The sequence below is a fragment of the Bradyrhizobium sp. HKCCYLRH2047 genome, assembly GCF_051168175.1.
Classification (GTDB): Bacteria; Pseudomonadota; Alphaproteobacteria; order Rhizobiales; family Xanthobacteraceae; genus Bradyrhizobium.
Genome location: NZ_JBNPUM010000003.1, coordinates 232,577 through 251,117, shown reverse-complemented (window position 1 = coordinate 251,117; position 18,541 = coordinate 232,577). Strand labels below are relative to the sequence as shown.

13 protein-coding genes are annotated in these 18,541 nt (G+C 66.2%); 6 read left to right on the top strand and 7 right to left on the bottom strand.

Features of this window, described 5'->3' with window-relative positions:
• Positions 1–353: 353 nt before the first annotated feature.
• A complete protein-coding gene (locus ACQR1D_RS08500; RefSeq protein WP_434837790.1) occupies positions 354–4,265 on the top strand; it encodes an autotransporter domain-containing protein in 3,912 nt (1,303 codons plus the stop codon).
• Positions 4,266–4,533: 268 nt separating this feature from the next.
• Here ACQR1D_RS08500 and ACQR1D_RS08495 read toward each other — a convergent pair whose 3' ends face one another.
• The 6 genes from ACQR1D_RS08495 to ACQR1D_RS08470 all read right to left on the bottom strand — a co-directional run bounded on the left by ACQR1D_RS08495 (position 4,534) and on the right by ACQR1D_RS08470 (position 11,272).
• Positions 4,534–6,054, bottom strand: a complete 1,521-nt coding sequence (locus ACQR1D_RS08495) for a tripartite tricarboxylate transporter permease (RefSeq protein ID WP_316180076.1) — start codon at positions 6,052–6,054, stop codon at positions 4,534–4,536.
• A gap of 118 nt (positions 6,055–6,172) precedes the next feature.
• Positions 6,173–6,715 carry a tripartite tricarboxylate transporter TctB family protein gene (locus ACQR1D_RS08490; RefSeq protein ID WP_315803566.1) on the bottom strand — a complete coding sequence of 181 codons (543 nt, stop codon included), beginning with the start codon at positions 6,713–6,715 and terminating at the stop codon, positions 6,173–6,175.
• Between the two features lie 32 nt (positions 6,716–6,747).
• On the bottom strand, positions 6,748–7,734 hold the full coding sequence (locus tag ACQR1D_RS08485; RefSeq protein WP_315803567.1) for a Bug family tripartite tricarboxylate transporter substrate binding protein: 987 nt from the start codon (positions 7,732–7,734) through the stop codon (positions 6,748–6,750).
• A 133-nt stretch (positions 7,735–7,867) separates the two neighbouring features.
• On the bottom strand, positions 7,868–8,665 hold the full coding sequence (locus tag ACQR1D_RS08480; protein ID WP_316238925.1) for an enoyl-CoA hydratase/isomerase family protein: 798 nt from the start codon (positions 8,663–8,665) through the stop codon (positions 7,868–7,870).
• Complete coding sequence (locus ACQR1D_RS08475) at positions 8,665–9,858, bottom strand: pyridoxal-phosphate-dependent aminotransferase family protein (RefSeq protein WP_316238926.1); 1,194 nt, start codon at positions 9,856–9,858, stop codon at positions 8,665–8,667. The genes ACQR1D_RS08480 and ACQR1D_RS08475 overlap by 1 nt, the downstream gene beginning before the upstream one ends.
• A 208-nt stretch (positions 9,859–10,066) precedes the next feature.
• Positions 10,067–11,272, bottom strand: a complete 1,206-nt coding sequence (locus ACQR1D_RS08470) for a pyridoxal-phosphate-dependent aminotransferase family protein (protein WP_315803570.1) — start codon at positions 11,270–11,272, stop codon at positions 10,067–10,069.
• A gap of 128 nt (positions 11,273–11,400) precedes the next feature.
• On the opposite strand from ACQR1D_RS08470, the gene ACQR1D_RS08465 reads away from it, so the two are divergent.
• The 5 genes from ACQR1D_RS08465 (at position 11,401) to ACQR1D_RS08445 (ending at position 17,432) form a co-directional block, all read left to right on the top strand.
• Positions 11,401–12,159, top strand: a complete 759-nt coding sequence (locus ACQR1D_RS08465; protein WP_316180066.1) for a GntR family transcriptional regulator — start codon at positions 11,401–11,403, stop codon at positions 12,157–12,159.
• 113 nt (positions 12,160–12,272) lie between these two features.
• Entirely contained in the window at positions 12,273–15,227 is a 2,955-nt protein-coding gene (locus ACQR1D_RS08460; RefSeq protein ID WP_434837789.1) for an FAD-binding and (Fe-S)-binding domain-containing protein, read from the top strand.
• A 124-nt stretch (positions 15,228–15,351) separates the two neighbouring features.
• Complete coding sequence (locus ACQR1D_RS08455) at positions 15,352–15,780, top strand: GlcG/HbpS family heme-binding protein (RefSeq protein WP_315803573.1); 429 nt, start codon at positions 15,352–15,354, stop codon at positions 15,778–15,780.
• Between the two features lie 207 nt (positions 15,781–15,987).
• Positions 15,988–16,992 carry an SDR family oxidoreductase gene (locus ACQR1D_RS08450; protein WP_315803574.1) on the top strand — a complete coding sequence of 335 codons (1,005 nt, stop codon included), beginning with the start codon at positions 15,988–15,990 and terminating at the stop codon, positions 16,990–16,992.
• 80 nt (positions 16,993–17,072) lie between these two features.
• Entirely contained in the window at positions 17,073–17,432 is a 360-nt protein-coding gene (locus tag ACQR1D_RS08445) for a VOC family protein (RefSeq protein WP_315803575.1), read from the top strand.
• Here the strand turns inward: ACQR1D_RS08445 and ACQR1D_RS08440 are convergent.
• Positions 17,429–18,304, bottom strand: a complete 876-nt coding sequence (locus ACQR1D_RS08440) for a GNAT family N-acetyltransferase (RefSeq protein ID WP_434837788.1) — start codon at positions 18,302–18,304, stop codon at positions 17,429–17,431. The genes ACQR1D_RS08445 and ACQR1D_RS08440 overlap by 4 nt on opposite strands.
• Positions 18,305–18,541: the final 237 nt, after the last annotated feature.

Sequence of the window (18,541 nt, the reverse complement as noted above, 5' to 3'; positions counted from 1 at the left end):
GCAGCACGACGTCTGCCCATGAATGAAGCCTACCACTGTGCTGCCTAAAATGCTGTCATCGCAAAGACACAACCTCTGGAGAAGCGCGGAAGCGATTCGAACAACGGTCCGTCGCTGCCGATCCGGCCTCTCGTAAACGTGTCGGCGGTGCCACAGTCCGATTACGATCTGCACTGCCGCTCAATTCACCCAAAAAGTCACAATTCCCGCCCCCGCAAATTTGCGTGCTTTGGACGACGGCCTGCGTCCGTCGATCGGCACCGGCCTGACATCGAGTCGCGCGAAGGGCTGAAGTGCTGATCCCAGGCAGATTGAAGAACGAGACATCGGCCGATTCACTCCGACTTACTCAGTTGCGTTGGCTGACAGCGACGACAGCGCTACTCACCGTCATGCTCGCCAGCCCAGTCCTCGCCCAGGCGACGAGTGGCGGCGACGGCGGCGCAGCGACTGGGAATGGCGGCACGAGTTCGGCCACTGGTTCGGGCGGCGATGGTGGTGCCGGAGCCAACATTGCGCAAGGAGGCGGCGGCGGCGGCGCGGGTGTGAACGGCGGCAACGGCGGAGGTGACAGCACGGGCCAGACCCTGGGGGGCCAAGGCGGCATCGGCGCGGGCGAGCGGGGACATGCCGGCGAAAGCGGCAGCGGGAGCACCGGCGGCGGCGGTGGCGGTGGTGGCGCTCATGGCGCGGTGGTCATCACGAACGACGTCAATTCGACAACCGTAACCGGCGGCAATGGCGGACGGGGCGGCTCGACCAGCCTCAGCTTCGGAGCCGGCGGCGGTGGAGCGGGCGGCTACGGGGTGGTCGTGGATGGCAGCGGCCTGACGTACACGAACGTTGGGGTGATCACTGCTGGTGGCGGCGGTCCCGGCGGCGTCGCCAACGGCACTGGTCGTGGAGGCGACGGCGGCGATGGTGGTTACGGCGTCTATCTGACCGGCACCAGTATCCTGGTCAATTCTGGCGCGATTTTCGGTGGCGTAGGCGGCGATGGCGGCAACACCGCCAACAGCATCCAATTCCACGCCGGTGGCGATGGCGGCAATGGCGGTGCAGGCGCGGTCTTCGCAGCCGGTGGAACCTTGATCAACTCCGGGAGCATCAGCGGTGGCGCTTCAGGAAACAAGGGCGTTGGCCCAAATGCGAACGACGGCGACTACCGTCCGGCCGGGGCCGGCGTCACCGGCGCCAATCTCACCATCATCAACAGCGGCACGATCTCGGCCGGGTTCAATACCGGCGGCGTCGCCGTGACCAGCGCCAACGCAATCACCTTCACCGGCGGCAGCAACACGCTGGAGATCTGGGCGAGCTCGATCATCAACGGCAACGTGGTCGGCACCGGCAGCGACACCTTCCGGCTCGGCGGCGCTGTGAACGGCACCTTCGACGCGTCCACGATCGGCGCTTCGGCGCAGTATCGGGGCTTCTCGAGCTTCGTGAAGACCGGCACGAGCACCTGGACGTTGACCGGCACCACCACCGCCGTCACGCCCTGGGCCATCAACCAGGGCACGCTCGCGGTCTCCTCCGACGCCAGCCTCGGCGCGGCCTCCGGCGGGCTCTCGTTCGGCGGCGGCACGTTGCAATATCTCGCGGGCTTCAGCTCCAGCCGCAACATCACGCTCAATGCCGGCGGCGGCAGCTTCGACACCAACGGCAACAACGCCACGCTCAGTGGCACGATCACCGGCAGCGGCGGACTGACCAAGCTCGGCGCGGGCACCCTGACGCTGACCGGGACGACCACTTTTGCCGGCGACACCGTCATCAGCGGCGGCACCCTGCGGACCGGTGCGTCCGGCGTTCTCTCGGTCGCCAGCAGCTACATGATCGCGAGCGGTGCGACGCTCGACATCGATGGCACGGGCCAGACCATCGGCGGACTTGGCGGCAGCGGCAGCGTCCTCCTCGGAACCAACGGGTCGCTGGCGATCGGCGACAATGGCGGCGCCACCGTGTTCTCGGGCACGATCTCGGGCAGTGGCACCTTCGTCAAGAGCGGCCCGGGCGTGCTCACACTCGGCGGCCCCAACACCTACACCGGGGCGACCATCGTCGATGGCGGCACGCTGCGCGCCGGCGCGGCCGGCGCCTTCGCCCCCTCGAGCTCCATCGAGGTCGACAATGGCGGCACTCTCGATCTCAACGGCTTCAATCAGACGATCGCCTCGCTGACGGGCGGCGGGGCCGTGCTGCTCGGCGCGGGCACGCTGACGTCAGGCGGCGACAACGCCAGCACGAGCTACACCGGCACGATCTCCGGCAGCGGCGGCTTCACCAAGGTCGGCACCGGCACGATGCGGTTCGACGGGCCGACCAGCTACACCGGCGCGACCACGATCGGCGCCGGCACCTTGCAGGCCGGCGCCTCCGGCGTGCTCGCCTCGGCCAGCGCGTTCATGATCGCGCCGGGTGCGACGCTCGATCTCAACGGCTTCGATCAGAGCATCGGCTCGCTGGCGGGGAACGGAAGCGTCCTGCTCGGCGCGGCGACGCTGACGGCGGGCGGCAACGATGGCAATACGACCTTCTCAGGCACGATCTCCGGCAGCGGCGGTTTCACCAAGGCCGGCAGCGGCCGGATGACTCTCACCGGCGCCAGCAGCTACACCGGTGCGACCACCATCAACGGCGGCGTGCTCGACGTCGAGGGCGCGATCACCAATACGTCCGGTGTGACCGTCAATGCCGGCGGCACGCTGATGGGCGCGGGCCTGGTCGATCCGCCGATGACAGTCAGCATCAACAATGGCGGCACGCTGGCGCCCGGCAATGGCGCAGCCGGCTCGTCGATGACCATCGTCGGCAACCTCGCGTTGCAGTCCGGCGCCTTCTATCTGGTGCAGCTCGATCCGACGACGGCCACGTTCGTGAGCGTGACCGGATCGGCCACGCTCGGCGGCGCGACCGTCAAGGCCGAGTTCGACGCCGGCGGCTATGTCGACAAGCGCTACACCATTCTGACGACGAGCGGCGGCATTACGGGCAGCTTCGGCTCGGTGGTGAAGACCAACCTGCCCTCCGGCTTCAAGACCAGCCTGAGCTACGACGCCAACAACGTCTATCTCGATCTGATCCTCGCCTTCGCCCTGCCCGGCGGGCTCAACGGCAATCAGAAAGCGGTCGGCGACACGCTCTCGGTCTTCTTCGACCGAACCGGCGACATTCCGGTCGTGTTCGGCAAGATGAATCAAGCCGGGCTGACACAGGCGTCCGGTGAGAGCGCGACCGGGAGCCAGCAGACGACGTTCAACGCGATGAGCCAGTTCGCGGGCCTGCTGACCGATCCGTTCGCACAGCGTGCTGGCGGCGGTACCGGCAGTGGCAGCGCGAGCAGCTACGCGGACCCCACGCGCAAGCGCACCGATGCCTTTGCGATGCTGACCGACGACAGGCCGGCGGACTTCGCGCAGCGCTGGAATGTCTGGGCGGCCGGCTTCGGCGGCTCACAATCGACCAGCGGCAATGCGGGCGTCGGCTCCAGCGACACCACCAGCCGCATCGCCGGCACCGCTGTCGGCGCCGATTACCGGATCGCGCCGCAGACCTTTGCAGGCTTCGCGCTCGGCGGCGGCGGCACCAACTTCAGCGTCGGCGGCCTCGGCTCCGGCCGTTCCGACCTGTTCCAAGCCGGCGCCTATCTGCATCATCATATCGGCCCGAGCTATCTCGGAGCCGCCCTGGCCTATGGCTGGCAGGACGTCACCACCGACCGTGCCGTCACCATCGCCGGCGCCGACCGGCTGCGCGCGACCTATCAGGCCCACGCCTGGACCGGCCGCATCGAGGGCGGCACCCGCTTCCTTGCGCCGGTCGGCGGCATCGGATTGACGCCGTACGCAGCGGCGCAGGTCACGAGCCTGCGGCTGCCCGGTTACGTCGAGCAAGCCGTCGCCGGGGCCTCGACGTTCGCGCTGAGCTACAACGGCAAGACGGTCGCTGATACGCGCACTGAGCTCGGCCTGCGGACTGACAAGTCCTATGCCTTGAGCGATGGCACACTCACCCTGCGCGGCCGACTCGCCTGGGCGCACGACTTCAATCCCGATCGTTCAGTCGCCGCGACCTTCCAGACGCTGCCGGGCGCGAGCTTCGTCGTGAACGGCGCAGCGCAGGCGCGCGATTCCGCGCTAGCGACCACATCGATCGAGATGAATTGGCTGAACGGCTGGAGCGCAATGGCCACACTGGAGAGCGAGCTCTCGAACGTCACGCGCTCCTATGCAGGCAAAGGGACCGTGCGCTACGCGTGGTGAGAGCTGGCGCGGCGCTCACCTCTCCCGCGCCCGTCCTTCGAGACGCCCGCCAAGGGGCGGGCTCCTCAGGACGAGGTCTGAATCCGCGGCGCGATCAAGATCCTCTCCATGAATACGCGGTCGGCGTGTTCATGGCCTCGTGTAAGGCGGCCGCTCGGTCCCTAGCCCGTCATGGTGAGGAGCGCCGCGCCCAGACCAACGAAAATGGCAACGGTCGAGCGCGGCGCGTCTCGAATTATGAGGCCCAATACGTCGCGGCCAGCTTGCCCTACGCCTCGGCCTTCGCCGCAGGCGCGCTGGACTTGCCGAAGCTCGCCACCAGCCGATCGATCAGCGGCCAGAACAGCAGCAGGATCGCCAGCGTCGTGATGGTGCCGACGAGACCGTTGGCCCAGAACACCTTCATGTTGCCGCCGGAGATGATCATCGACTGCCGGAATGCATCCTCGGCACGGCTACCGAGCACCAGCGCCAAGGTGAACGGCGCCAGCGGGATCTTGATCTTCTTGAAGACATAGCCGACGACGCCGAAGCCGAGCATCAGCCACACGTCGAACATCGCGTTCTGGATGGCGTAGGCGCCGATCGCGCAGGACACCACGATCATCGGCGCCACCGCCGCGAACGGCACGCGCAGGATCGAGGCGAAGATCGGCACGGTCGAGAGCACCAGCACGAGGCCGACGACATTGCCGAGATACATCGAGGCGATCAGGCCCCAGACGAAGTCCTTGTGCTCCACGAACAGCAGCGGGCCGGGATTGAGGCCCCACACCATCAGGCCACCGAGCAGGATCGCCGCGGTACCCGAGCCGGGAATGCCGAGCGCCAGCATCGGCAACAGCGCCGCGGTGCCCGAGGCATGCGCTGCGGTCTCGGGTGCGAACACGCCCTCGATACGGCCCTTGCCGAAACTATCCTGGTTCTTGGAGAAGCGCTTGGCGAGGTTGTAGCCCATGAAGGAGGCCGCAATCGCGCCGCCCGGCGTGATGCCGAGCCAGCAGCCGATCACTGAGGAACGCAGCAGCGTCATCCAGTATTTCGGCAGATCCTTCCAGACGGCGAGCACCGTGCGCAAGGAGATCGCGGCGGCGTGACCGCGCAGCGCCAGGCGTTCCTCCATCGTCAGCAGGATCTCGCTGATGCCGAACAGGCCGATGACCGCGACCAGGAAGTTGATGCCGCGCAACAGATCGGTCGAGCCAAAGGTCATCCGCAACTGACCGGACACGGTGTCCATGCCGACGCCGGCAAGCAGCAGACCGAGCGCCATCGCAATGACCGTCTTGTGCTTGTCCTCGCGTCCCAGGCCCACGAACGAGCAAAAGGTCAGGAGATATACGGCGAAGAATTCAGGCGGACCGAACTTCAGCGCAAACGACGAGATCCAGGGCGCCAGGAAGGTGATCAGCATCACTGCGACCAGCGAGCCGATGAACGACGAGGTGAAGGCGGCGGTCAGCGCTTCCGCTGCTTTGCCCTGCTGCGCCATGGGATAGCCGTCGAAAGTGGTCGCCACCGACCACGCCTCGCCGGGAATGTTGAACAGGATCGAGGTGATGGCGCCGCCGAACAGCGCGCCCCAGTAGATGCAGGACAGCATCACGATGGCCGAGGTCGGGTCCATCGAGAAGGTCAGCGGCAGCAGGATGGCGACGCCGTTGGGGCCGCCCAGCCCGGGCAGCACGCCGACGAAGACGCCGAGCACCAGCCCGACCATCATCAAGAGCAGCGTCTTCCAGGTCAGGAGGACCGCGAACCCGTGCAGCAGCAGACCCAAGGCTTCCATGATTCCATTCCAGCTATTTTGCCGTCATTGCGAGCGCAGCGAAGCAATCCAGAGTCGAATGCGCAGCCCTGGATTGCTTCGTCGCTTCGCTCCTCGCAATGACGGGGAGAGACCGGTATCAGTACCCGAACGCCGCTTCGAGCGGGCCCTTCGGCATGATCACGTCGAACACGACATCGAACGTCACGAACATCACGGCGCTGAACAGGAACGCCGTGAGCAGCGATTTCCAGATCGCGATCTTGCCGACGAGGCGCATGAACCCGGCGATGAGCAGGAAGCTCGCGACATAGATGCCGAGGAACTGCATCGCGATGCAGAACAACAAGGTCGGCACGAACACGGCCATCACGCGGCGCAGTTGCGCGCGCGTCACGAAGGTCTCGACTGCTTCCTTGCTCGACAGGAAGGCGGCGCCGATCCCATAAAGGCTGGCGCCGCCGAGGATCACCGACAGATAGAACGGAAAGTAGCCGGGCTCCGGACCGGTCGAGTCCCAGGACGCACCGGTCCGCCAATTGTCCCAGGCGAGCACGACCGCGAGCGCGAGCAGCAGCAGCGACACCGCGACGTCGACGGTCCCGGTAGAGGTGACGGCCGGAGAATTCTCCTCCGGCGCGGTCGGATCGTCGACGGCAATCTCGAGCTCAGCGTTGGACATCGATCCTCCTCATCCCCTCGCCCCGTCCAGCCTTACTTGGCGACGAAGCCCGCTTCCGTCATCAGCTGCTTGTTGAGCGAGCCATCCTCTTCGAGGAACTGCAGCATGTCCTTGCCAGTGAGGAAGATCGGCTTCAGCGCCTGCTTCTCCATGTAGTCCTTGTACTCCGATGTCTGCACCAGCTTGCTGAACAGGTCGATGTAGAACTCCTGCTGTTCCTGCGTCACCTTGCCCGGCAGGAACATGCCGCGCAGCATAAGGTACTGCACGTCGAGCCCCTGCTCCTTGCAGGTCGGAATGTCGTTCCAGGACTGCGTTTCGGTGACCTTCGTCGTGTAGGAGATGCGCTCCTTGTCGAATACGCACAGCGGACGCACCTGGCCGGCGCGCCAGACTTCGAGATTTTCCGACGGATTGTTGACGTTGGATTCGGTGTGACCGCCGACCAGCTGGGTCGCGGCCTCGCCCCCCGACTTGTAAGGCAGATAGGAGAACTTGGCGCCGGTCTTCTTCTCCATGAAGACGGTCAGCACGTGGTCCTCTCGCTTGGAGCCGGTACCGCCCATCTTGAACGGCGAGGCCGACGTCTTGGCGGCATCGATGAACTCCTTCACCGTCTTTGGGCCGTTGACGTTGTCCCACAGCACGAACTGGTCGAGTGCGATCACCGCAACCGGCGACAGCTCGTGCCAGTCGAACGGCAGCTTGGCCGACAGCGGCAGCATGTAGATCAGCGAATAGGCGATCAGGATCTTGTTCGGATCGCCGTCGCTGGACTTCATGTACATCAGGGCTTCGGCGCCCGACGCGCCGCCCTTCAGCGACACGACAACCGGCTGCTTCAGAAGATTGTTCTTCTGAATGGCAGCCTGCATCATCCGCGCCATCTGGTCGGATGCACCGCCGGCGCCCGCGGCGACGACGATCTCGACCGGCTTGGTCGGCTCCCAGCCGGCAAAGGCCGGAGCGCTTGTGAAAATGGCCGCCGTCGCGGCCGCGATCTTGATCAGTTTGCGCACGTGTTTTCTTCCCCGTTCGAAACGCCAGCTTGCATCCTACCAGGATACTGCTGGCTTATTGTGGTCAGTTCAAGAACACAAGCACGATGCGGCCTCATGTTCCTCGGCATAAGGTCGCAAGCACGGCATCGGACTACTTGCCTTTCCAGTTCGGCGTCCGCTTGTTGAGGAACGCCTCCATGCCCTCGCGGAAATCCTCACTCATATAGGCGCGCAGGATCAAATCCTCGCCCTCGTCCCGCGACAGGGTCCGGCGGATGCGGCGCACCGCCTCCTTGGTCACCTCGAGGGTGATCGGCGCGTGCGAGGCGATGAGCTTCGCGGTCTCCAGCGCGCGCGTCTGCAGCGTCTCGACGTCAGGCACGATCTCGTTGAGCAGACCGAGCGCCAGCGCCTCGGGCGCCTCGACCAGCCGCGCCTTGAAGATGAGATCCTTGGTGCGCGCAGGCCCAATCAGCGAGACCACGCGCGAAATGTTCGACATCGACAGGCAGTTGCCGAGCGTACGCGCGATCGGAAAACCGATGCGCGTGGTCTCGGTGCCGATACGGATGTCGCAGCAGGCGGCGATGCCGGCGCCGCCGCCGGTGCAGGCGCCCGCGATCGCCGCAATCACCGGCACACGGCACAGTTCCAGCGTGCCGAGCACGCGGTCGATCCGCGCCTCATAGTCGAGCGCATCCTGCGCGGTCTTGAAGGCGCGGAACTGTGAGATGTCGGTGCCGGAAGCGAAGGCCTTGTCGCCGGCCCCGGTCAGGATCAGCGCCTTGATCGACCGATCGCCATTGATGGCCTCGCAGATCGAGGCCATCTGGTCGTACATCGCGAACGTCATCGCGTTGCGCGCCTGCGGCCGGCTGAAGGTGATCTTGGCGATGCCGTCGTCGACGGCATAGATGAGATCGTCGGAGCCGGTCACAGGTGCGGTCATCAGGCCACCTTCGGAATCGGCGCAGCTTCGCGCGCCTTCAGGACATCCATCGCCGCGAGCACGCCGCCGGCGCGATGCGGGACGTTGGCGAGCGCAAGGCCCATCTCGACGCCGGAAAGCGTGCCCATCAGCATCAGGTCGTTGAAGTGACCGATATGGCCGATGCGAAACACCTTGCCCTTGATCTTGTTCAGGCCGGTGCCGAGCGACATGTCGAAGTTTTCCAGCACCGTCTTGCGGAACTGATCGGCATCATGGCCTTCGGGCATCACCACGCCGGTCAGCGCCGGCGAATGCGCCTGCGGGTCCTGGCACTGCGTGTCGAGGCCCCAGGCCTTCACGGCAGCCCGCGTCGCGAGGCTGTGGCGGCGGTGGCGCGCGAACACGTTCTCGTGGCCCTCCTCCTCCAGCATCTTCAGCGCCTCGTTGAGGCCCATCAACAGATTGCACGCCGGCGTGTACGGGAAGGTGCCGAGCTTGTTGAAGGTGATGATCTCCTGCCAGTCCCAGTAGGAGCGCATGCCGGGATTGGCCTTGGCGGCGGCGAGCGCCTTCTCCGAGACGGCGTTGAAGCCGAGGCCCGGCGGCAGCATCAGGCCCTTCTGCGAGCCCGCGACGGAGACGTCGATGCCCCACGCGTCGTGCTCATACTCCATCGAGCCGAGGCCGGAGATGGTGTCGACCATCAGCAACGCCGGGTGGCCGGACCGGTCGAGGGCCTTGCGCACCTCGAGCGGCGGCGTCAGGCAGCCGGTCGAGGTCTCATTGTGCACGACGCAAACGGCCTTGATCTTGTGCGCCTTGTCGTCGACCAGACGCTGCTCGATCGCCGCGATGTCGGCGCCATGACGCCAGTCGCCGGGGATGAAGTCGACGTCGAGCTTGAACTTGTCGGCGATGCCCCGCCACAGCACAGCGAACTGGCCGGTCTCAACCATCAGCACCTTGTCGCCGGGCGCGAGCGTGTTGACGATCGCGGCTTCCCACGCGCCGGTTCCCGACGACGGATAGATGATCACCGGCTGCTTGGTGCGGAAGATGCGCTGGCTGGCCGCCAGCACCGCGAAGCCGAGCTCGGCGAACTCAGGACCGCGATGGTCCAAGGTCGGCATGTCCATCGCGCGCAGCACGCGGTCGGGTACGTTGGTCGGCCCCGGAATCTGAAGAAAATGCCGTCCCGTGTGCACAGTCATTGGCGTCCATCCCCGGTCATTTGGTTGGTGCGCGGACGTGGCATGCCACGCGCTCGCCGCGCTTTTCTCCCGCCAGACCGCTGGCGTCAATAAAGAAGACGCAAGCACCGATCGCTCCGGGCTGACATCCCTCAGATGCACACAAATCCCCTTCTTCTGTGCAGTGCGGCATAGCGGGGCACCCCGGCTTGCGGCACGCGATTTGGCCTCATGTCACCGCCGCAAGATGACTCGGCGCATTGCCCTGCGATGGCTCGTCGAGCAGGGCCATCGCGGCATCGACACCGCCGGCGCGATGCGGCACGCCGGCCGCGCGCAGCCCCATCTCGACACCGCTCAGCGCAGCCATCAAGGTCAGCGCGTTGCACTCGCCGAGATGGCCGATGCGGAACACCTTGCCCGCGACCTTGGACAGGCCCGAGCCGAGCGACATGTTGTACTTATCGAGCACGACCTGGCGGAACTGATCGGCGTCATGGCCCGGCGGCATGAGCACGGCGGTCAGCACCGGCGAAAAATCCTTTGGCTCCTGGCACAGCACCTCGAGGCCCCAATGCTCGACCGCGGCGCGGGTCGCGGCCGCAAGGCGCTGGTGGCGCGCGAACACCTGATCGAGCCCCTCCTCGAGCAGCACGGCAATCGCTTCGCGCAGGCCATAGAGCAGGTTCGTCGCCGGGGTATAGGGGAAGAAGCCATTCGCGTTCAGCTTCAGCATGTCCTCCCAGTCCCAGAACGAGCGCGGCATCTTGTTGCCCTTGGCAACGAGGCGCGCCTTGTCCGAGATGGCGTTGAAGCCGAGCCCCGGCGGCAGCATGAAACCCTTCTGCGAGCAGGATACGGCGACATCGACCTTCCACTCGTCGAAGCGGAAGTCGGCCGAGGCGAGACCAGAGATGGTGTCGACCATCAGCAGCGCCGGATGTTTGGCGCGGTCCATGGCGGCACGCACCTCGCCGACCCGGCTGGTCGCGCCGGTCGAGGTCTCGTTGTGCACGACCATCACCGCCTTGAGCCGATGGCCGGCATCGGCGACCAGCTTCTCCTCGATGACAGAGGGATCGACGCCACGGCGCCAGTCGCCAGGAATGAAGTCGACCTCGATGCCCCACCGCGCCGCCATCTGCCGCCACAGCGTGGCGAAGTGGCCGGTCTCGACCATCAGCACCCTGTCGCCCGGCGACAACGTGTTGACGATGGCAGCCTCCCAGGCACCGGTGCCCGAGGAGGGGTAGATGATCACCGGGCTGGTGGTCTTGAAGATTGTTTGCGAGCCGCTGAGCACGGCCCTCCCCAGCTCGGCGAACTCGGCGCTGCGGTGATCGATCACCGGCATGTCCATGGCCCGCAGCACCCGCTCGGGCACCGGACTTGGGCCCGGAATATGCAGGAAATGACGGCCTTGGGGACGGGTCACGGCAGAACTCCAGGGAGACGACGGCATTCTGGCACCCATGATTGCATTCAATTTCTTGACGTGCAAGAGCTTAAACGCATTCACGGATGAGGTCGACCACATCTGTAACTACCGCTACAATGGGTAAGATGAATTCCACGATTCCCGATATCGAGACGCCACCCTTGGCTGGGCCAAGCGGTCGATCCGTGCCCGCGCGGGACGAGACCTCGCTGCATGACGAGATCCTGGCACGGCTGCGCGACTACATCGTCGAGGGCCACGTCGCCGACGGTGGACGCCTGTCCGAGCGCCAGCTTTGCGAAATGCTGGGGGTATCCCGCACGCCCTTGCGCGAAGCGCTGAAGGTGCTCGCAGCCGAAGGGCTGGTCGAGCTACTGCCCAATCGCGGCGCCCGGGTGCGCCCTCTCAGCGCCGCCGACATCCATGAATTGTTCGACCTGATGGGAGGCCTGGAAGGCCTCGCCGGGCGCCTCGCCTGCGAGAAGATTTCGGATGAAGCGATCGCGGAAATCGAGCAATTTCATCACGATATGTACGGGTTCTACATGCGGCAGGACATGCAGGGCTATTTCCGCATGAACCAGTTGATCCACCGCGCGATCGTCGACGCCGCCGCCAATGCCACCCTTCATGCGACCTATGAGAGCTTGGCGGGCCGCATCCGCCGGGTGCGCTTCTCCGCCAATTTCGCCCGCAAGCGCGAGCGCTGGAGCGAGGCCATGCGCGAGCATGAGCTGATCCTCGATGCGCTGCGCCGCCGCGCCGGAAGCGAGCTGTCGGACATCCTGTTCCAGCATCTGCGCAACAAGGGCGCGGCTGCGATCGCCTACTTCGCAGAGGGCCAGCCGCCGCTGGCGGGAGCCAAGCCGGACAAGGTCGAATAACGCCCGGGATTGCGCAAATTTGCATGCAATCAGATTGACGCATTTGCGGAAATGAATGACACCGGGCGGAACAGCGCCCGCCGGACGACAGCCGGGCCCGACCAGGGATCACCATGCCGAACGCCAAAGCCGGTCCGTCCAGGCTCGAACAGAAGCTCCGCGCCGAGATCACGGGCAACGTCTTCTTCGACCGCTTCAACCGCGGCCGCTACGCCACCGACGCCTCGTTCTACCAGGTCATCCCGGCGGGCGTGGTCGTGCCGCGCACGATGGACGAGGCGCTGCTTGCGCTCGCCATCGCCCGCGACGACGGCCGCATCGTCACGCCCCGCGGCGGCGGCACCTCGCAATGCGGCCAGACCGTCAACGAGGGGATCGTCGTCGATTTTTCCAAGCACCTGAACCGCATCGTCTCGCTCGATGTCGAGGCCCGGACCTGCGTGGTCGAGCCGGGCATCGTGCTCGACGATCTCAACCGTCAGCTCAAGAAGCACGGCCTGTGGTTTCCGGTCGACGTCTCTACGGCATCGCGCGCCACGATCGGCGGCATGGCCGGCAACAATTCCTGCGGCGGCCGCTCGCTGCGCTACGGCACCATGCGCGACAACACCATCGCGATCGATGCGGCGCTGGCCGACGGCACGCTGGCGCATTTCGGCGAGGTGCCGCGCGACCTTGGTGACGTCAGCGCGCCCGACGGCGCCCGCGCGCTGTTTCGCGACATGCTGGCGCTGGGCGAGCGCGAGGCGGCCGAGATCGCCGACAAGTTTCCCAAGGTGCAGCGCCGCGTCGGCGGCTACAATCTCGACGCGCTGACGCCGCGCAACGCTGCCAACAACATGGCCCACCTGCTGGTCGGCTCGGAAGGCACGCTCGCCTTCTCCACCCGGATCGAGCTCAAGCTGTGGCCGCTGATCCGCACCAAGGTGCTCGGCGTCTGCCATTTCGGCAGCTTCTATCAGGCGATGGATGCGGCCCAGCACCTGGTCAAGCTGAAGCCGATCGCGGTCGAGCTGGTCGACCGCACCATGATCGGGCTGGGCCGCGACATCGCGATGTTCCAGCCGGTGATCGCGGCAGCCGTGCGCGGCGATCCCGATGCGATCCTGGTGGTCGAGTTCGCCGAGGAGACCAAGGACGAGAATCTCGCCAAGCTGCAGCAGCTCTGCGAGCTGATGGGCGATCTCGGCTTCTCCTGGAGCAACGAAGTCACCAAATGGGGCGGTGTCGTCGAGATCACCGAGCGAGCGCTGCAGGCCGCCGTCGCCGACTTCCGCGCCGCCGGCCTCAACGTGATGATGTCGATGAAGGAGGCTGGCAAGCCGGTGTCGTTCGTCGAGGACTGCGCGGTGCCGCTGCCGCATCTCGCCGACTACACCGCGCGCCTCAACGAGGTCTTCGCCAGGCACGGCACGCGCGGCACGATGTATGCGCACGCCTCCGAAGGCTGCCTGCATGTCCGTCCGGTGCTGAACCTGAAGCTGGAGAAGGACGTGAAGGCGATGCGCGCGATCGCCGAGGAAGCCTTCGCGATGGTGCGCGAGTACAAGGGCTCGCATTCCGGCGAGCATGGCGACGGCATCGTGCGCTCGGAATTCCATGAGCAGATGTTCGGCAGCCGCATCGTCGCCGACTTCAAGGAAGTGAAGCGGCGCTTCGACCCGGCGAACGTGCTCAATCCCGGCCGCATCGTCGATCCGCCCAGGATGGACGACCGCTCGCTGTTCCGCTATCCGCCGGACTACCGCGTCGACGACATCAAGACAGTACTCGACTGGTCGGCCTATCCCGGCGCCGCCGGCGGTTTCCAGGGCGCGGTCGAGATGTGCAACAACAACGGCGCCTGCCGCAAGCTCGACGGCGGCGTGATGTGCCCGTCCTACCGCGCCGCCCGCGACGAGAAGGATGTCACGCGCGGCCGCGCCAACACCTTGCGGCTCGCGATTTCCGGCCAGCTCGGTCCCGGCGCGCTGTCGTCCGACGAGATGATGGAGACGCTGAAGCTCTGCGTGTCCTGCAAGGCCTGCCGCCGCGAGTGCCCGACCGGCGTCGACATGGCCAAGATGAAGATCGAGGTGCTGGCGGCCCGCGCGACCACGCATGGCCTCACCTTGCGCGACCGGCTCGTCGCCTATCTGCCGCGCTATGCCGATATGGCTGCCCGCTTCGCGCCGCTCGTGAACCTGCGCAATCACGTCGCGCCCCTGCGCGCACTGATGGAGCGCGTCGCGGGCATCAGCGCCAGGCGCAAGCTGCCGGCCTTCCGCAGCGACACCTTCCGTGTCGACGCCGACGCGTTCGGTCCGGCTGATGGCCGCGAGGTCGTGCTGTTCGGCGACACCTTCAACCGCGTCTATGAGCGCGAAAACCTCGACGCCGCGCTGCGCGTGCTGATCGCCGGCGGCTATCGCGTGCATGTGCCGAAGCCGACGGATGGTGGCCGCCCGCTGTGCTGCGGCCGCACTTTTCTCTCCGCCGGCCTCGTCGACGAAGCCAAGTCCGAGCTGCAGCGCCTGGTCGAAACCTACGCGCCGTTCGCATCGCGCGGCGTGCCGATCATCGGCCTGGAACCGAGCTGCCTGCTGACGCTCCGCGACGAGCTGCTGTCGCTGCGCAACGACGCGACCGCGAAAACGATCAGCGCACATGCGCTGCTGCTGGAGGAGTTTCTGGCGCGCGAGGCCGAGAGCGGCCGGCTCGCGCTGCCGCTCGCCCCCCTGCCCGGCAAGGCGCTGCTGCACGGCCATTGCCACCAAAAGTCCTTCGCCGCCTTCAAGCCTGTCGAGCAGGTGCTGCGGCTCATTCCGGAGCTCGAGATCGAGACCATCGAATCCTCCTGCTGCGGCATGGCCGGCGCCTTCGGCTACGGCGCGGAGACCTACGAGGTCTCGCTGCAGATGGCGGAAGCATCGTTGCTGCCGGCCGTGCGCAAGGCTGACGGCACGACCTTCATCGTCGCCGACGGCACCTCCTGCCGTCACCAGATCCAGGACGGCGCCGATCGAAGCGCCGTGCACGCCGCGCAACTCCTGGCGATGAGCCTGGAGCGAGGGCGCGCACCAACGTAGCTCATAAGTGGGCAAAGTGGAGCGTGCCCACCACAGACCTTCCGCTTCGCCAGATGGTGGGCACGCTCCGCTTTGCCCACCCTACGCAGCTTCGTTTGAGTTAATGACACAGGGACTAACAGACATGGCAGACCTCTCGCTCGACACCGCCCGCAAGATCCTCGATGCCACTCTCGCCAAAGGCCTCGAGAAGAAGCTCAAGCCGCTGGCCGTGATGGTGCTCGACGCGCGCGGCTGCCTGAAGGCCGCCGCCGCGCAGGACGGCACCAGCCTGATGCGGGCCGAGGTCGCGCATGGCAAAGCTTATGGCGCGCTGGCGCTCGGCCTCGGCTCCCGCGCCCTGTTCCAGCGCGCGCAGGAGCAGGCCTATTTCATCGACGCCGTGAACACGCTGGCCCAGGGCCGCATGGTGCCGGTGCCCGGCGGGGTGCTGATCATGGACGGCACCACGCTCGTCGGCGCCGTCGGCGTCTCCGGCGATACGTCCGACAATGACGAGATCTGCGCCGTCGCCGGCATCGAAGCCGCCGGCCTCAAGGCCAATGCGGGCTGAGCTCGGTCGCACCAGCAGCTCTCTGCAAGTTCTTCCGTTTCACGATCTCGAGGGGGCTGGCCTGCCCTCTCGGAGCTCGGTGGATCGCGTGTCGAACTCCCCGGCGCCGTCAAAAGCTGACGCAGAATTCATTCGGCCGGCCTTGCCGGGCCGAAACATTGCCGGCCGCCGCACGTTTGTATCACGGGGCGCGTGGAGAAACCGGACATGCCTCGCAGACGAACTCGCACCATCATCATCACTGGCGCCTCCGCCGGCGTCGGCCGGGCCATCGCGAAGCGTTTCGGCGAAGCCGGCGATCGCATCGGCCTGATCGCGCGCGACGAGGAAGCGCTGCGCGACGTCCAGCGCGAGCTGCAGGCGCGGTTTGCCCATGCCGAATACGAGGCCGTCGATGTCGCCGATGCGCAGGCCCTGTTCGACGCGGCCGAGCGGCTCGAGCAGCGCCTGGGTCCGGTCGACATCTGGATCAATGACGCCATGGAGACGGTGTTCTCGACCGTAGCGGACATCACGCCGGAAGAATTCCGCCGCGTCACCGAGGTCACCTATCTCGGCTTCGTGCACGGCACGATGGCGGCGCTGCGCTCGATGCGCCGGCGCAGCGAAGGCCGCATCATTCAGATCGGTTCGGCGCTCGCCTATCGCGGCATTCCGCTGCAGGCGGCCTATTGCGGCGCCAAACATGCGATCCGGGGCTTCACCGACTCGCTGCGTGCCGAGCTGATGCACGAGCGCTCGGGCATCACGCTCAGCATCGTCGATCTGCCCGCGGTGAACACACCGCAATTCGACTGGGCCCGCGCGCACCTTGCGCATACGCCACGCCCGATGGGCCGGCCGGTGGAGCCCGAGGTGATCGCGGACGCCGTCTATCGCGTTGCCGACGGCGGCTTCCGCGAATATTGGATCGGCTGGCCGACATTGCTCACGATCCTCGGTAACGCCGTCGCGCCGGCTTTGCTCGACCGCTACCTCGCAGCCAAGGCGATCGCCGGGCAACAGACCGATGTGCCGCTGGTGCCCGACCGCACCGACAATCTCGATCACCCGGTGACGCGCCTGCACCGCACCCGCGGTTCGTTCAGCCGCGGCGCGGCCCAGCAGACCCTGCTGGTGCCCGGTGATGTCGCGCGCGCGATGACGGTCGCGCTCGGCGCCGCGGTCTTTATTGCGTTGGGAGCGGCAATGAGCCGGCGGCGCTGGCGATGAGCCGCGACGCTGCCCTTGCCTGACACCGGCAGGATACGCTTTCCTGCAACGCGGCTTCCACTAGGGCTCGGAGCGCCTTCATGACCATCGAGAGCATCAGCGCGATCACCATCGCCACCCACGACATGGCGCGTGCCGTCGCCTTCTATCGCGCGCTCGGCTTCGACAACATCGCTCATGGCGGCGCCCACACGCCGTTCACGAGTTTCAGGGTCGGCTTCGGCTTTCTCAACCTAATCGCCATGCCCAAGGACAAGCAATGGAGCTGGTGGGGCCGCATCATCTTCCATGTCGCCGACGTCGACGCCGTCTACGCGAAGGCGCTCGGCGCCGGCTTCACGCCCTCGACCGAGCCGCGCGACGCCGAATGGGGTGAGCGCTATTTCCACCTCACCGATCCCGACGGTCATGAACTGAGCTTCGCGCGGCCGCTGGGCTAACCGAGCTCGAAGGTGGTGACGCCGAACACCCGCTCGATCCGTAGCGGCGGGATCGGCCCGGTGTACATCCGCGCGGTCTCGAACACCGGCTTGAGGCCGAGGCTCTCGGCGAGCGCCACCGCCGCGGAATTGATCGCGGGCACGTCGAGGAACACCTCGGCTTCGCCGGCCGTGCTCAACAGAGCCGCGATTACGGCCTCGGCATCATCGCGCCTCTCGGCAACCAGCGGACCGATCTTGTAGCCGATGCGGCACGGACGGATCACACCCCAGGCGGCTAGCGTATCGTCGCGGATCAGCGCCCGGCCGACATGACCGGGCGTGTCGATCCAGGCCCGCAGGAATGCACGGCGCGGGGCAGGAAACACGGTCGCGTCTGACGCTTCGATATCGGCGAACGACACATCGCCCAGAGTGACGACACCTGATCGCTCCACCGACTGCGGCAGGGCTACGGGTCGCCCGCCGTAGCGGATATTGGCATACGCATAGCTGAAGCCGGATTTCCGGTAGTTGTCCTGCTGCGCGACCACGCCGTCGAGCCCGACGACCCGCGAACCCGCATGGGCCATCGCCGCCTGCCAGAGCCGCAAGCCGTAGCCGTGCCCGCGCAGCTCGGAACGGACGATGTAGAAGCCGAGAAAGGCGAAGCGGTCGTCGTAGTTCACGCAGGACACGGTTGTGACCGGCACGCCCTCACGCTCGGCAATCAGAAAGCCGCCGGGATCGACCACGGCGAAACAGGCCGCATCCGACCGGCCGGGATTCCAGCCCTCGGCCGCCGCCCAATCGATGGCGAGCGAAATCTCGTCCGGGCGCATCGGCCGGATGCGCAGGCCGTCAGCGTTGGGATGTCCGGCCGATGGCGTCATGTTCTCCTCGATCCGAATGCCGCAGCATCCATCAATCATGACGCCGTGCGAAGCTCGGAGCAACCTGCGTAGCCAATTCTGCTGTAAGGTTTCAGTCGCAAACGAAGATCATCCAAGCTCATTGTTCATCTGCGGCAAGGACAAAACCAGGCAACGCTCGAAAGTGTGCTGCGCAGTCGCGGGCAAATCGTAGGCACGTCTCGATAAGATGCCGAATCGCCTCGTGCATCGCTCCGA

Coding starts and splice junctions, on each gene's coding strand:
- ACQR1D_RS08445 (WP_315803575.1), top strand. CDS start 17,073: ATGACCATCGAGAGCATCAGCGCGATCACCATCGCCACCCACGACATG.
- ACQR1D_RS08475 (WP_316238926.1), bottom strand. CDS start 9,858: ATGACTGTGCACACGGGACGGCATTTTCTTCAGATTCCGGGGCCGACC.
- ACQR1D_RS08455 (WP_315803573.1), top strand. CDS start 15,352: ATGGCAGACCTCTCGCTCGACACCGCCCGCAAGATCCTCGATGCCACT.
- ACQR1D_RS08450 (WP_315803574.1), top strand. CDS start 15,988: ATGCCTCGCAGACGAACTCGCACCATCATCATCACTGGCGCCTCCGCC.
- ACQR1D_RS08490 (WP_315803566.1), bottom strand. CDS start 6,715: ATGTCCAACGCTGAGCTCGAGATTGCCGTCGACGATCCGACCGCGCCG.
- ACQR1D_RS08460 (WP_434837789.1), top strand. CDS start 12,273: ATGCCGAACGCCAAAGCCGGTCCGTCCAGGCTCGAACAGAAGCTCCGC.
- ACQR1D_RS08480 (WP_316238925.1), bottom strand. CDS start 8,665: ATGACCGCACCTGTGACCGGCTCCGACGATCTCATCTATGCCGTCGAC.
- ACQR1D_RS08465 (WP_316180066.1), top strand. CDS start 11,401: ATGAATTCCACGATTCCCGATATCGAGACGCCACCCTTGGCTGGGCCA.
- ACQR1D_RS08495 (WP_316180076.1), bottom strand. CDS start 6,054: ATGGAAGCCTTGGGTCTGCTGCTGCACGGGTTCGCGGTCCTCCTGACC.
- ACQR1D_RS08440 (WP_434837788.1), bottom strand. CDS start 18,304: ATGACGCCATCGGCCGGACATCCCAACGCTGACGGCCTGCGCATCCGG.